Source organism: Nitrosospira multiformis (assembly GCF_900103165.1).
Lineage (GTDB): Bacteria > Pseudomonadota > Gammaproteobacteria > Burkholderiales > Nitrosomonadaceae > Nitrosospira > Nitrosospira multiformis_D.
In genome coordinates this window covers 1,688,077-1,703,502 of the sequence record NZ_FNKY01000001.1, presented here as the reverse complement: position 1 = coordinate 1,703,502, position 15,426 = coordinate 1,688,077, and the positions used below count along the sequence as shown (strand labels likewise).

At 57.1% G+C, this 15,426-nt stretch carries 2 protein-coding genes; both read right to left on the bottom strand.

Features of this window, described 5'->3' with window-relative positions; genetic code table 11:
* Nucleotides 1–34 precede the first annotated feature (34 nt).
* A complete protein-coding gene (locus BLR00_RS07570) occupies nucleotides 35–11,986 on the bottom strand; it encodes an amino acid adenylation domain-containing protein (RefSeq protein ID WP_074631808.1) in 11,952 nt (3,983 codons plus the stop codon).
* Complete coding sequence (locus tag BLR00_RS07565) at nucleotides 11,987–15,310, bottom strand: non-ribosomal peptide synthetase (RefSeq protein ID WP_074631807.1); 3,324 nt, start codon at nucleotides 15,308–15,310, stop codon at nucleotides 11,987–11,989.
* Between the last annotated feature and the right edge of the window lie 116 nt (nucleotides 15,311–15,426).

Sequence of the window (15,426 nt, the reverse complement as noted above, 5' to 3'; positions counted from 1 at the left end):
TTCTGTAAACCTTGAAAGGCCTAGTTGGCATGATTCAGCCAGCCACCCTGCTCTCCGTGGGCAAGGGCGGAATCGCTGCCAGAGCAGATACTATCCCCAGTAACAGAGCTTCCCCCCGCACGATGGCAAAATGGTCAGCTTCGAGTTCGATGGAAAGCAACTTGTCTTGATCTATCTGCGAAGCCAGCGCATCCCGGTCCGGCAATGGACGTTCGGCCGCCCACCAGCATGTTGGCCGGCCCTGCAAAGCGGTCAAGCCAGTGGCCTGTAGCGACAGCGCTTTCAACTGGCGCGCGACGGCGAAGGTATGCGCCAATTCTTCTCTTCCCATGTCGGCGTAGCCTCCTCCTGTTTCTTGATCGCCTTCTGTTCGCGCTCTCATCCGTTCGGTTAGAAGAAGCTTCCCCAGCAAGCTGGAAACTGCCTGTGCTTCCGTCATTTCGCCACCGGATGAATCGATGTCCATATCGCTTAACGTCATGCCTGGGATAACCACAGAGACGAAATCAGATAAATCCTGGCGCCAGCTATCGGGCTGGGGTTGCTCGATGCCCGGAATAAAGGGATCAATCAGGCCCAGAAATGCTACCTTTTGCGCATCTGCCTCCAGGAATGCAGCGATCATGGCTGCCAGCGTGCCGCCCAGAGACCAGCCAGCCAGATGATATGGCCCTTGTGGCTGGATGCGGCGGATCATCTGACAATAGTCTGCCGCCATTTTTTCAAGCGAACTATCCCGGTGTTGAGGATCCGTCAGCATGCGGCAGGGAAGACCATATACTGTCCGGTCACCCTGAAGCAAGCGTGCCAGAGGCTGATAGTCGAATACCGTGCCCAGTCCCGCGTGAATGCAGAATAGCGGTGCTGCCTCTTCGCACGGCTGATTGAGTGCCAGCAGCGGCTGGACGTCTTTCGGGGCCAGGGTATCTATTCCTAACAAACCTGCAATGGTCGGGCGTTGCATCAGGTCGCGCAGTTTGAAGTTGAGTTTGACACCGGGCAGATTGCGCATCTTGGCCATCACTTTCAGGCTCGATAGCGAATCTCCACCCAGCGCAAAAAAGTTGTCAGTTTCTCCCACGCGCTCGACGCCAAGCACTTCCTGCCAGATTTCTGCCAGCATCCTGGCTTGATCAGTCGACGGTGCCTGGTAGCTCAGACCGATAGCAACACCCGGTTCCGGCAACGCATTACGGTCGAGCTTGCCACTGGGTAATCGTGGCAGGGTCGCGAGCGTCATGATATGCGCGGGAAGCATGTAGTCAGGCAGGCGATTGCCGAGCTCCTGTTTGAGCCGCCGAGCCAGGTCGGGCGGCGGCATGTCATCCATCGGCACCACATAGGCAACCAGCTGGGCGCCCGTTGCACTCTCATGTACGATAACTGCTGCATCGGCTATTCCGCTTGCTTCACGTAAACGGGCCTCGATTTCGCCCAGTTCGATGCGGAAGCCGCGAATCTTTACCTGATGGTCGACGCGGCCGATATACTCGATATTGCCGTCATTCAGCCATCGCACCAGATCTCCAGTGCGATAGAGACGTCCGCCATTCTCATCGAAAGGATCGGCAACGAAGCGCTCGGCTGTCAAACCGGCTCGGCCCAGGTACCCGCGTGCCAATCCGTACCCGCCAATATAAAGCTCGCCCACTGTACCCATAGGTACGGGTTGCATGTCGACATCCAGCACGTATGCGGTACGCTCACCTACGGGACGGCCGATGGGTGCATAAACGCAATCAAAACTGTTCCTGGCCTCGGTCTTCCAGATCAATGGCGTAACGACCGTTTCGGTCGGTCCATAGCCATTGATCAGAATACGCGGCCGCAGCGTTTGCCGAATCAGGTCATAAGAGGCCTTGGGCATGGCTTCACCGCCGAATACATAGAGCTCCACCGGCGGCGGGTCATCCCGGGGCGCAGCCCATTCCGCTACCTGCCCCAGGTAGGCAGGTGGAAAGGCAGCATTGGTAATACCATAATGGTGCAGTGCATCGTAGGTTTGCTCAGCGGTCCACAATTCCTGGTCGCGTACCGCGAGTCCCGCACCGACAGTGAGTGCGGTTAGCCAGCGCTCATGGGCCCCGTCAAAAGAGAATGACATAAAAAGCAATTCGCATGAATGCAGGCTCATGCCATAAATCTCGGCAGTGGCCTGGCAGTGCATCGACAGCGGGCCATGCGTCACTGCCACCCCTTTGGGAATGCCTGTGGAGCCCGATGTGTAAATGACATAGGCGAGATTATGCTCATTAACCGAAACCTCGGGATTCGAATCCTGCTCAGCATCGAGATAGGTTGAATCCAGTATCAACGTTCGCACCCCGGTGGTGATTACAAGCTTGGGCAATACATTGTTTTGCGTAATGAGAAGGGACAAGGCGCTATCATCCATCATGAATGAAAGCCGGTCAGCTGGATATTCCGTATCCAGCGGCACATACGCCCCTCCGGCCTTGAGTATGGCAAGCAGTACCACAATCACGTCGAGCGAACGCTCCATTGCCACACCCACCCGGATTTCCGGGCCGATATCCATATCGATCAGGTGATGTGCAAGCCGGTTTGCCCGTGCGTTCAGTTCGGCGTATGAAAGCTCCTGTTCACCCATCAATAGCGCGATAGCGCCGGGTTGCACCCTGGCATGATGTTCAATCAGGCGATGTACCGGCTGATGCGAACGTACCGGGGTGCTGGTCGCAAGATCATGCGTATTACATCCTAATGAAATTACTTGATTAAGCGCTTTGGCTCCCATCCATGGCAGTTCGCCTAGCGCCCGTTCCGGATGGGCCATCATTTCCCGCAGCAAAAATTCCATATGGCTTCGCAGCTCCAGCACGAAGTCATCCGTAAAATCATTTCGTCCGTATGAATATTCGATCTCGATCGTATCGCCGACAACGACTTGCAAGTCCATCGCGTAACCGGTCAGGCCCTTGCCTTCAATATCACCAAAATGAAGACCATATAGTTCATTACTGCGCAGCGTCTCGGCGATGGGATAGTTCTCGAACACAACGATACTGTCGAAAAGAGGCTGCCCGGACGAGCCTGTCCATCGCTGGATATCGGCTAGCGATGTATGTTCGTGTTCGCGTAGTCTTGCATTGACACTTTGCAGCATGGCGAGATGCTCGCTCACCGTCAAATCGCTGCACCGCTCAACCGGAACCGGAATGGTGTTGATGAACAAGCCGAGAATCTCATCAGATTTTGGTAAATTCGGCGACCTGCCGGCCACGGTAACCCCAAATACAACCGTATCCTTTCCAGTGTAGCGTTGTAGAAGCTGTCCCCATGCGGCCTGTACGAGCGTATTGAGCGTGACTCGTTCTCGCTGCACGAATGCCTGCAATTTCCTGGTTTCTTCAACACTCAAATGCGTATAGATCTGAGCGTAGCCAGTTCGCTTATCCAGGCTGTCCGCTTTCGCTGTCGTGCGAAAGGCATTCGAAAGCAAGGTTGCGCCCTCGACCTGTTTGAGCTCGGTTTTCCAGAAAGCTTTGGTCGCTTCTGCATCCTGTTGCGCGAGCCAGCGCACATAATCACCATAACCCGAACCCGGTGCAGCAAGGGTTTCGCCGGCATAGCAGCGCAACCAATCGCTGACCAGCATGGAGTCGCCCCAGCCGTCCAACAGTATGTGATGCTTCGTCCACACCAGTTGATAACAGTTTTCACTCAAGCGGATAAGACTCAGCCGCGCTACCGGAGGGGTGAGGAAATCAAATTCACGCTTCAAGTCTTCGTCCGCGTAAGCGGCAATCCGCGATTCCTGCCCATCCAGGCCCCGCCAATCCAACTGAACAACAGGATTATCAGCCTGTTTGAATACAATCTGCAGCGGGCGCGCCAATCCAGCTTGCCACAAGAAACCCGTGCGCAATACCGGATGCCGTGCGATCATGGCTCGCCATGCATCCACTAGGCGATCAGGGTCAAGACCCTCCACCGCAACACTGAGCTGGGTCACATAAAGTCCGGTGCCCGGTGCTTCCAGGGTATGAAACAGCATCCCTTCCTGAATTGGCGCCAGGGGGTAAATATCCTCGATTTCATTCTCTCCAAACGGCAGCGCGGCGATCGCTTCGACATTCAGATAGTCGCGCAAATAGCCTCTCTCGGGCTTAACCGCTACTACAACGGACTCCTGTACTGGTTCAGCTACCTCCGCCAGCGCGGCGATGGCCTGCCGTTCGAACAGTTGCCGGGGGGTGATCTTCCAGCCCGCACGGCGTACTTTAGTCACTATCTGCAAGCTGAGTATCGAATCGCCACCCAGCTCAAAGAAGTTATCACTGCGCCCCACCTGCCCAATACCGAGCACTTCGGCCCAGATGCCCGCCAGCACTTCTTCCACCTCGCCCTGCGGCGCTTCATAGTGGTCGATACTGGTAAATTCCGGCTCGGGCAGCGCCTTGCGGTCCACCTTGCCGTTCGGATTCAGCGGCAAACGCTCCAGCACCACTATCGCCGCAGGAATCATGTAGTCCGGCAACGCCTGGCCAAGCGCCTCGCGCAGCACGGCATTGTCAATGCTGGCGCCCGCTTGCAGGGAAACATACGCCACCAGCCTGGCGCCCCCTGTTCCACCCGGCCCTTCCCCTGCAACCACCACCGCTTCCCTTATCTCGGGCTGTAACAGCAGCTGCGCTTCGATTTCTCCCAGTTCAATGCGGAAACCTCGAATCTTGACCTGATGGTCCAGTCGCCCCAGATACTCGATCTGTCCATCCGCTCGCCATCTCGCCAGATCCCCCGTGCGGTACAACCGCCCTCCCTTCTCATCAAAGGGGTCGGCAATAAAACGCTCCGCCGTCAGCCCGCCACGATTGAGGTAGCCGCGCGCCAGCAAATCCCCCCCGATGCACAATTCGCCCGCAACCCCCGGTATGACGGGAGTCAGGTTGGCATCAAGCAAGTAAATATTGCGCCCGGCAAGCGGCTGGCCAATGCTTACCTGCATCGGCACGGAATCATCGCTCGAATAACTGCCGCAATCCAGGGCGGTGGCCGTCACGGTGGCTTCGGTCGGACCGTAGGTGTTAAGCAGGGTAATGCCACCAAGTCCAGCCTCACGCCAGGCTTTGATGCCTTCGGGCGACATGGCTTCGCCACCCGCATGCACCTGCCGCAGCAGCCCATAGTCCCGTGGGCCTTGCCGGGCAAAGTCCTGGGCCAGCAAGAACCAGTAGGCGGTGGTGAGATCCGCAACCGTGATGCGTTTATTAATCAGCTCGCGATAGAAGGTGTCACTGTCCCATAGCTGGGGACCGCGCAAGACAATGGCTGCACCTGCGCATAAGGGCGGGAAAAACTGTTCGATGAAACCATCAAAATTGATGGTGGAAAACAGCAGCATCCGGTCGGCCGCGCTCAGGCCAAAGAAGCCGACCGCTGCCTGGGCATGTTCGGCCAGGGCATGATGCGCCAGCCCCACGCCCTTGGGCTTGCCGGTAGAGCCGGAGGTATAGATGACATACACAAGATTGTCCCCGTGCACGGGTATGGCGGGATTGCCTGCCCCTTCCCCGCTCACATCCAGCGTGTCCAGTTCCAGCACCGTGCACTGCGCCGGGTGCGGGATGCGCGCCCTGATATGGCTTTGCGTCAGCAGCAAGCCAATGTCGCTGTCCGTCACCATGTAGTTCAGCCGCTCCTGCGGATACTCCGGGTCCAGCGGCACATACGCACCCCCAGCCTTGAGGATTGCCAGCAGGCCAACTATCATCTCGATCGAGCGCTCCACCGCGATGCCCACCCTGGTCTCGGCCTTGACCCCCAAGCCAATCAGCCGATGCGCCAGCTGGTTCGCCCGCCGGTTCAGCTCCGCATAGCTCAACTCGGTGTCGCCAAAAATCAGTGCGACCGCCTCGGGGCAGGCTTCCACCTGCCGTTCGATCAGACGGTGCACCGGCTCGGCATTCGCATAGCGCTGCTCGTTGACTCCCCATGCCTTCAGCTGCGCCTTCTCCTCTCCACTCAGAATATCAATGTCGCCCAGGATGCGTCCTGAACCCTGCACAATTTCGTGGAGTAGCCTTTCCACCTGTGCCGCGATGCGGCTTATATTGATCTCCGAAAAATCCTTACTAGTGTAGCTATATTGAAGATTGAGCGTGTCTGCCTGTGTTACCGACACCGTCAAGGCGTAATTGGTAACTTCCCGGCTTTTGACAGCGGAAAAGACCAGTTCGCTGGATGCGAATTGCTGCAAAGCCTCGTCCATCGGATAGTTTTCGAATACCAGAATGCTGTCGAATAACCCTTGGCCACCCTGCCCTCCCCAGCGCTGGATCTCATACAATGGCGTATGCCCATGTTCACGCAAGGACAGATTCTGCGCTTGCAACTCACGTAGCCAGGCGGCCATCTCTTGCTCTGGATCCAGCATCGCGATCACGGGCAGAGTATTGATAAAAAGCCCGAGCAATCGGTCAGCCCCTGGCAAATCATCCGGCCGGCCCGCAATGGTTACGCCGAAAGCCACCGCTGGTTGGCAAGTGTAACGATTCAGAAGCAATGCCCAGGCGGCCTGTATCAAGGTATTGACGGTAACGCGCTCGCGCCTTGCAAAATCGATTAAACCCGCTGTAGCAGCGCGCTCAATTACACATGTGTATTCGTTGTAAGCCGAATCTTCGTCATGCGCGGAGAAAGCATCAGCCAATCGGGTTGGCTCGCCCATGCCGCGTAGTTGTTCCCGCCAATGGACCTCTGACGCATTCATATCGCGGCTCTGAAGCCACTCAATGTAATCGCGATAGCGGCCTCCCGATGAGGGCAGCCTCATTCCGCCATACTGCTGCAATACTTCGCTCATCAACTGGGAAGCACTCCAGCCGTCCAGCAGCAGGTGATGAATGGTCCAGATAAAGTGATACTTCTTGTTCGCAAGGCGCACCAATGCCAAGCGCATGAGCGGGGGTTGTGCCAGATCGAAACCGCGAGCGTGTTCTGACCGGGCCAGCGCCTGCAGATCCTGTTCCTGATTCACTGATTGCCGGCTTGACTGGTCTTGCCAATCATATTCCGTCAGCGGCAGCTCAATAGCTCTGGCTACCCACTGAAGCGGTACATCGCGCTGATGCAGGAAGCCTGTGCGTAATACGTCATGACGATCCACAGCAGCTTGCCACGCCGCCTTGAATCGCTCCACGTCCAATCCTTCGACGTCGGCTCTCAACTGATTCACATAGAGACTGCCGTCGGAATCATATACGCTATGAAACAGCATTCCCGATTGCATCGGCGAAAGCGGATAAAGATCATCAAGCCGTTCTGCCGGAATTGGCAAACCATTCAACTCATCTTGCGTGACCTGAATCAGGGGAAAATCGGATGGCGTGGTGCCCCAGATCCCGCTGGTGCAATGGTTAATCAATCTTTCGAGTTCAGCCTGATAGTCCTTAACAAAGGACTCGATCGTGGCTTTGGCATAACGAGCTTGGCTATAACTCACTTCCAGGCTGAGTTCGCCCGCATAGACGTGACTATTTATGGATATGTCATGGGTCGGCGCCACGGCTGCATCCATTAAATCACCGGCAGGCTCGGTTGCCAGCGTCCACGATGCTTCGTCAAAACTGGCATCGAATTGTCCAAGGTAGTTGAAGACCACTTCCGCCTTGGGTACGCATGCCAGGGCCCACCGCTGTTCCGGCGTACCGTGATATTTAAATAAGCCATAGCCCAATCCCTTGTTGGGTGGTTGCCGCAGGCTCTCCTTGATACGCTTGATCCTCTGGTCCAAATCACCGGAGGGATCAAGGATCACCGGATAAAGGCTGGTAAACCAACCCACCGTTTGCGAAAGATCGATGTCCGCATACAAATCTTCGCGTCCATGACCTTCCAGATCGACCAGGATTTTCTCGTGCCCGCTCCACCGGCATAAGGCGCTTCCTAACGCGGTCAACAAAAGGTCGTTAACCTGAGTACGGTAGGCCGCGGGAGCTTGCTTGAGCAAGGCTTGCGTCTGCCTGCGGTCGAGCCTGAGGATAATGCTGACTTGATGATGAACGTTGTTCGGGCCTTGCGGATAATCCTTAGGCAGGGAAACGGGCATATCTGCCAAGCCTTGCCAGTAAGGCAGTTCATCCCCATGGCTATGAACGTAGCTCTGGAGCCGTTGCGCCCACATCGGATAGCCGCTCGTCTTTTCGGACAGCGTGATCGATACCCCTGTCCGATATTGATCATAGGCATTCTGCAAGTCTTCGAGCAGGATACGCCAGGAAACACCATCAACCACCAGATGATGAATAATCAGCAGCAGTCGCTGGGTGCCATCGCTCATTTCGATGACCAGAGCTCGCAATAGCGGGCCTTCCGTCAGATTCAAGCTGCGTTGAGCCTCATTGCATAACGCCTCGAACTGCTCGGTACTGGCAGCATGACGTACCCATGGCACAACCTGCAAACTTTGGGCAACAGGTTCGCCGCAAGTCTGTTGCCAGTCGCCGGCCGATTGTTTTACATAGCGAAAACGGAGGGCATCGTGATGACGCACCACGGCTTCCAACGCCCGAGCCAGGCATTCGATATCCAGAAGCTGGCTGCTTTTGAGCAGCACGGCCTGGTTCCAGTGATGCCGGACAGGAATTTCCTGTGCGAAGAATTCAACCTGGATTGGGAGCAGCGGCACGGGGCTGCTCGCACCCATTGAAGTGTTTCCTGTATCTTTCTGTATCGTTTCAGCCAGCCCTTCTGCCGGGGCGACCACTACGGCCAGGGCGGCAATGGTCTGCCGTTCGAACAGTTGCCGGGGGGTGATCTTCCAGCCCGCACGGCGTACTTTAGTCACTATCTGCAAGCTGAGTATCGAATCGCCACCCAGTTCAAAGAAGTTATCATTGCGCCCCACCTGCCCAATACCCAGCACATCGGCCCAGATGCCCGCCAGCACTTCTTCCACCTCGCCCTGCGGCGCCTCATAGTGGTCGATGCTGGTAAATTCCGGCTCGGGCAGCGCCTTGCGATCCACCTTGCCGTTCGGATTCAGCGGCAAACGCTCCAGCACCACTATCGCCGCAGGAATCATGTAGTCCGGCAACGCCTGGCCAAGCGCCTCGCGCAGCACGGCATTGTCAATGCTGGCGCCCGCTTGCAGGGAAACATACGCCACCAGCCTGGCGCCCCCTGTTCCACCCGGCCCTTCCCCTGCAACCACCACCGCTTCCCTTATCTCGGGCTGTAAAAGCAGCTGCGCTTCGATTTCTCCCAGTTCAATGCGGAAACCTCGAATCTTGACCTGATGGTCCAGTCGCCCCAGATACTCGATCTGTCCATCCGCTCGCCATCTCGCCAGATCCCCCGTGCGGTACAACCGCCCTCCCTTCTCATCAAAGGGGTCGGCAATAAAACGCTCCGCCGTCAGCCCCCCACGATTGAGGTAGCCGCGCGCCAATCCACCTCCCCCCAGATACAATTCGCCTGCAACCCCCTGCGGAACCGGATTGAAGTCAGAATCAAGAATGTAGGCCGTCCGATCCCCGACGGGATGACCAATCGGCATATAGGCGGACTCAAATCCCGTACCAGGATAAGCTTTCGAAATCAAGGGAGTAATGACTGTTTCGGTAGGACCATAGCCATTGACAATGCGGGGGGGCTGAAGTACCTCTTGCACGAAATCAAAGCTGGCACGAGTCATTGCTTCGCCGCCGACGGTATAGGAGCGGATCGGCAAACTCCGGCCGGCATTACCTATTAGCTCAGCCAATTGATGCAGATAACCGGGTGTGAAACAGGCGATGGTTATCCGGTGCCTCGCAATCTCGGCAACGGTGCGCTCAACGGACCAGATATCATTGTCACGCGGCATCAATGCCGCGCCGAAGGCCAGGGGTACAAGCCAGCGTTCGTGCGCACCGTCAAAATTGATCGATGCAAACTGAAGCTCCCGATCCGCTGCCGTCATACCGTAAACTTCACCGATAGCCTGGACATGCATCGACAGAGGGCCATGGGCTACACCCACACCCTTGGGCTTGCCGGTAGAGCCGGAGGTATAGATGACATACACAAGATTGTCCCCATGCACGGGTATGGCGGGATTGCCTGCCGCTTCCCCGCTCACATCCAGCGTGTCCAGTTCCAGCACCGTGCACTGCGCCGGGTGCGGGATGCGCGCCCTGATATGGCTTTGCGTCAGCAGCAAGCCAATGTCGCTGTCCGTCACCATGTAGTTCAGCCGCTCCTGCGGATACTCCGGGTCCAGCGGCACATACGCACCCCCAGCCTTGAGGATCGCCAGCAGGCCAACTATCATCTCGATCGAGCGCTCCACCGCGATGCCCACCCTGGTCTCGGCCTTGACCCCCAAGCCAATCAGCCGATGCGCCAGCTGGTTCGCCCGCCGGTTCAGCTCCGCATAGCTCAACTCGGTGTCGCCAAAAATCAGTGCGACCGCTTCCGGACAGGCCTCCACCTGCCGTTCGATCAAACGGTGCACCGGCTCGGCATGCGCATAGCGCTGCTCGTTGACTCCCCAGGCCTTCAGTTGCGCCTTCTCCTCTCCACTCAGAATATCAATGTCGCCCAGGATGCGTTCAGGATGTTCGGCCAGTTGCTGGAGGAGATGAAGATAGTGTGCACCCAGCCGTTCAATGGTGGCCGGCTCGAACAATTCGGCGGCATAGCTGAACAGGGCCCCGACTTGCCCATCCGGCCGTTCGGTGGTGTCCAGCGTCAGCTCGAACTGGGCCGTCTGCTCACCCAGTACATGATTTTCCATCGTAAGATCCGGCAATGGCTCCAACACATCCGGGTCTTCGCGCAGATGGTTGTACATGACCTGGAATAAAGGATTCTGGTTCAGGTTGCGTTCAGGCTGGAGGGCTTCAACCAGCTGCTCGAACGGCAGGTCCTGATGGGTCTGTGCACCCAGCGCCGCTTCACGCGCTTGATCGAGCAGGATCTTAAGCGAGGCGCGGCTGTCGATACGGTTACGCAGCACCTGGGTGTTGACGAAGAAGCCGATAATGCCTTCCACCTCAATCCGGTGACGATTGGCGATCGGAACGCCCACGCGTATGTCATCCAGCCCGGTATAGCGTTGCAGCAAGGCCTGAAAACCGGCCAGCAGCGCCATGAAAAGCGTGGCGCCCTGGCGTTGGGCCTGGCGCTGCAATCCCGCCACAAGCGGGGCCGGCAGTACAAAAGAAAAGCGCGCTGCGCGATAGCTGGCGGTGGATGGCCGGGGATGATCGGTCGGTAGCTGCAATACCGGATGATCGTCCCCCAATTGGGCGCGCCAGTAGGCCAGCTGCCGGTCTTTCTCTCCCGCCTCCAGCCAGTTGCGCTGCCATACGGCATAGTCGGCATACTGTATCGGCAGTGCCGGCAAAGAAAGCGCCTGTCCCTGCACGCACGCACGGTAATGGGCGGCAAACTCGTCGAAGATGATGCGATTTGACCAGTCATCCGATATGATGTGATGCATCACCATCACGAGCAGGTGTTCTTCCGGTGCGGTCTTGATGAGCACCACCCGCAGCAGCGGGCCTTGCGTCAGATCAAAAGGGGTGGCGCTTACCCCGCTGGCTTCTTCATGCGCACGCACCGCGCGTTGGGTAGGTGGGAGATCACACAGGTCAACCACCGGAATATCCAGTTTCTGTTCTGCCGCAATGATCTGCTCGGCCATCCCCTGATCATTCGCCCGGAAAACCGTGCGCAGCGATTCGTGACGCATCACCAATGCATCGAAACTCGAACGCAACGCTTCAATATCCAGTCTTCCCGTTAAACTCAATGCGCCACTCAGGTGATACGCCGTGCTCAATGGCTCCAGCTGCCATAAAAACCAGTGCCGCTGCTGCGCGTAGGAAAGTATGTTGCGGTTTTGCGCTTGCTGCGGGACGATCGGAAGCAGGGAAAAATCAAATCCCCGTTTTTTCAGCGCGCTAAGGAACTCTTTCTGCTTCTCGGGAGGAAGCGCTGAGTATCGTTTCGCAATGTCCTGCTTGTCCAATTCCATTCAACTCTCCAGTAAATCGAGTAAATTCGCTATCCCGCGCAGCCCGGCAGATTTTTCAGACACTAAAGAACGTTTTTCCTGTAGGACCCGCACAATATCTACCAATTGGGGATTCTCGAAATACAAGCGTAAAGGCAACGCAATAGATAAGATCTGTTCCAGCTTTTGTTGAACTTGCAGGATTGCAAGCGAATGGCCGCCCAGTGCGAAGAAGTTATCATTGCGCCCCACCTGCCCAATACCGAGTACCTCGGCCCAGACGGTCGCCACGACTTCTTCCATCTCACCCTGTGGTGCCTCATAGCGGCCTCTGTTGGCAAATTCCGGTTTTGGCAACATCCTGCGGTCCACCTTGCCATTCGGACTCAGTGGTAAACTGTCCAGCACCATGACCGTCGCGGGAATCATATAGTCTGGCAGCACCTTGCTTAGCGCTTCCCGCAAGACCGGGATATCCAGGTTTTTGCCCGCGTGTGCGGACACATACGCCGCCAGCCTTGCTCCGCCTGTTCCTCTCCTGGCCACCACGACGGCTTCCCTCACTCCGGGCTGTAAAAGCAGCTGGGTTTCGATCTCTCCCAACTCAATTCGAAAGCCTCGCACCTTGACTTGATTGTCCCGGCGCCCCAGATATTCGATCTGCCCGTCTCCCCGCCATCTTGCCAAATCCCCCGTGCGGTACAGTCGTCCCCCTTTCTCATCAAAGGGATCGGCAACAAAGCGCTCGGCAGTCAGCCCCCTACGATCGAGATAGCCACGCGCCAGTCCCACGCCTCCCAGATACAGCTCTCCAGCCACCCCTTGTGGGATCAGGTTGAGATCCGTGTCAAGAATGTGGGTTTTCGTATCGGAAATGGGTTGTCCGATCGCCACACTGCCGTGGGTATCATTTTTGCATACCCACTGCGTAACATCGATTGCCGCTTCTGTCGGTCCGTAGAGGTTGAAAAGTTTTGCCCAGTGAAACTGTCTCAGCATCTTGCGTTGCAGTTCCATAGGCAATGCCTCTCCACTACAGAGGATGCGCCGCAAGGTTGTGCAGGTTTGCGTGTCATCGCCAGATATAAAATTCTGCAACATTGAAGGAACGAAGTGGATCGTGGTGACTGCATATCGCCGGATCAGTTCGATCAGGCGCGCAGGATCGCGGTGATCTCCCGGCGCGGCTACGGCCAGGCGCGCACCATTCATCAACGGCCAGAAGAATTCCCAGACAGAAACATCAAAACTGAACGGGGTCTTTTGCAAGATCACGTCGCCTGCGACCAGCCCATGGGCTTGTTGCATCCATACCAGACGGTTAAGAAGCGAGCGATGCCGCGTAGCCACGCCCTTGGGCTTGCCGGTAGAGCCGGAGGTATAGATGACATACACAAGATTGTCCCCGTGCACGGGTATGGCGGGATTGCCTGCCCCTTCCCCGCTCACATCCAGCGTGTCCAGTTCCAGCACCGTGCACTGCGCCGGGTGCGGGATGCGCGCCCTGATATGGCTTTGCGTCAGCAGCAAGCCAATGTCGCTGTCCGTCACCATGTAGTTCAGCCGCTCCTGCGGATACTCCGGGTCCAGCGGCACATACGCACCCCCAGCCTTGAGGATTGCCAGCAGGCCAACTATCATCTCGATCGAGCGCTCCACCGCGATGCCCACCCTGGTCTCGGCCTTGACCCCCAAGCCAATCAGCCGATGCGCCAGCTGGTTCGCCCGCCGGTTCAGCTCCGCATAGCTCAACTCGGTGTCGCCAAAAATCAGTGCGACCGCCTCGGGGCAGGCTTCCACCTGCCGTTCGATCAGACGGTGCACCGGCTCGGCATTCGCATAGCGCTGCTCGTTGACTCCCCATGCCTTCAGCTGCGCCTTCTCCTCTCCACTCAGAATATCAATGTCGCCCAGGATGCGTTCAGGATGTTCGGCCAGTTGCTGGAGAAGATGAAGATAGTGTGCACCCAGCCGTTCAATGGTCGCCGCTTCAAACAACTCGGCGGCATAGCTGAACAGGGCGCCGACTTGCCCATCCGGCCGTTCGGTGGTGTCCAGCGTCAGCTCGAACTGGGCCGTCTGTTCGTCCACCTCATAACCGCCAAGGGTAATCCCAGGCAAGTTCTCCAGCGGACGATGATCCTCGCGCAGGTGGTTGTACATGACTTGGAATAAAGGATTCTGGTTCAGGTTGCGTTCGGGCTGGAGTGCTTCAACCAGCTGCTCGAACGGCAGGTCCTGATGGGTCTGTGCACCCAGCGCCGCTTCACGTGCCTGGTCGAGCAGTACCTTAAGGGGGGCGCGGCTGTCGATACGGTTACGCAGCACCTGGGTGTTGACGAAGAAGCCGATAATGCTTTCCACCTCGATCCGGTGACGATTGGCGATCGGAACGCCCACGCGTATGTCATCCAGCCCGGTATAGCGTTGCAGCAAGGCCTGAAAACCGGCCAGCAGCGCCATGAAAAGCGTGGCGCCCTGGCGTTGGGCCTGGCGCTGCAATCCCGCCACAAGCGGGGCCGGCAGTACAAAAGAAAAGCGCGCTGCGCGATAGCTGGCGGTGGATGGCCGGGGATGATCGGTCGGTAGCTGCAATACCGGATGATCGTCCCCCAATTGGGCGCGCCAGTAGGCCAGCTGCCGGTCTTTCTCTCCCGCCTCCAGCCAGTTGCGCTGCCATACGGCATAGTCGGCATACTGGATCGGCAGTGCCGGCAAAGAAAGCGCCTGTCCCTGCACGCACGCACGGTAATGGGTGGCAAATTCGTCGATGATGATGCGCTTCGACCAGTCATCCGTGATGATGTGATGCATTACCACAACCAGCAGGTGCTCTTCCGGCGCGATCTTGATGAGCACCACCCGCAACAGCGGGCCTTGCGTCAGATCAAAAGGCGTTGCGTTTATCCTCTTCACTTCTTCATGCGCGCATACCGTGCGTTGTGTCGCCGGCAAACCGCATAGATCAACCAACGGAATATCCAGTTTCTGTTCTGCTGCAATGATCTGCTCGGCCATCCCCTGATCATTCGCCCGGAAAACCGTGCGCAGCGATTCATGCCGCATTACCAATGCATCGAAACTCGAACGCAACGCTTCAATATCCAGTCTTCCCGTTAAACTCAATGCACCACTCAGGTGATACGCCGTGCTCAATGGCTCCAGCTGCCATAAAAACCAGTGCCGCTGCTGCGCGTAGGAGACTAACGGGAGCGTAGAGGAATTTCTGCGCGGGATGGCTGATGCGGCCCGCGTGGTGGCACCCGAACCTGACAAACGCTGCGCAAGCCGATTGCGTTGTTCAGGCGTCAGCCTTGCACGCCGTTGCGTAAGGTCATTCGACATAAGCAATTCCTCGCATAAATGTCTCATTTCGATAACAGGCTACCAGACCGCTGGCAGAGGATAGATCGGCAAAAATCATGAATACTCGATCTCCAGAATCCTGTTTGATCAACTCC

What these genes read in the sequence shown, in the direction of transcription:
- BLR00_RS07570 (WP_074631808.1), bottom strand. Translation starts at nt 11,986, where the DNA reads ATGGAATTGGACAAGCAGGACATTGCGAAACGATACTCAGCGCTTCCT.
- BLR00_RS07565 (WP_074631807.1), bottom strand. Translation starts at nt 15,310, where the DNA reads ATGTCGAATGACCTTACGCAACGGCGTGCAAGGCTGACGCCTGAACAA.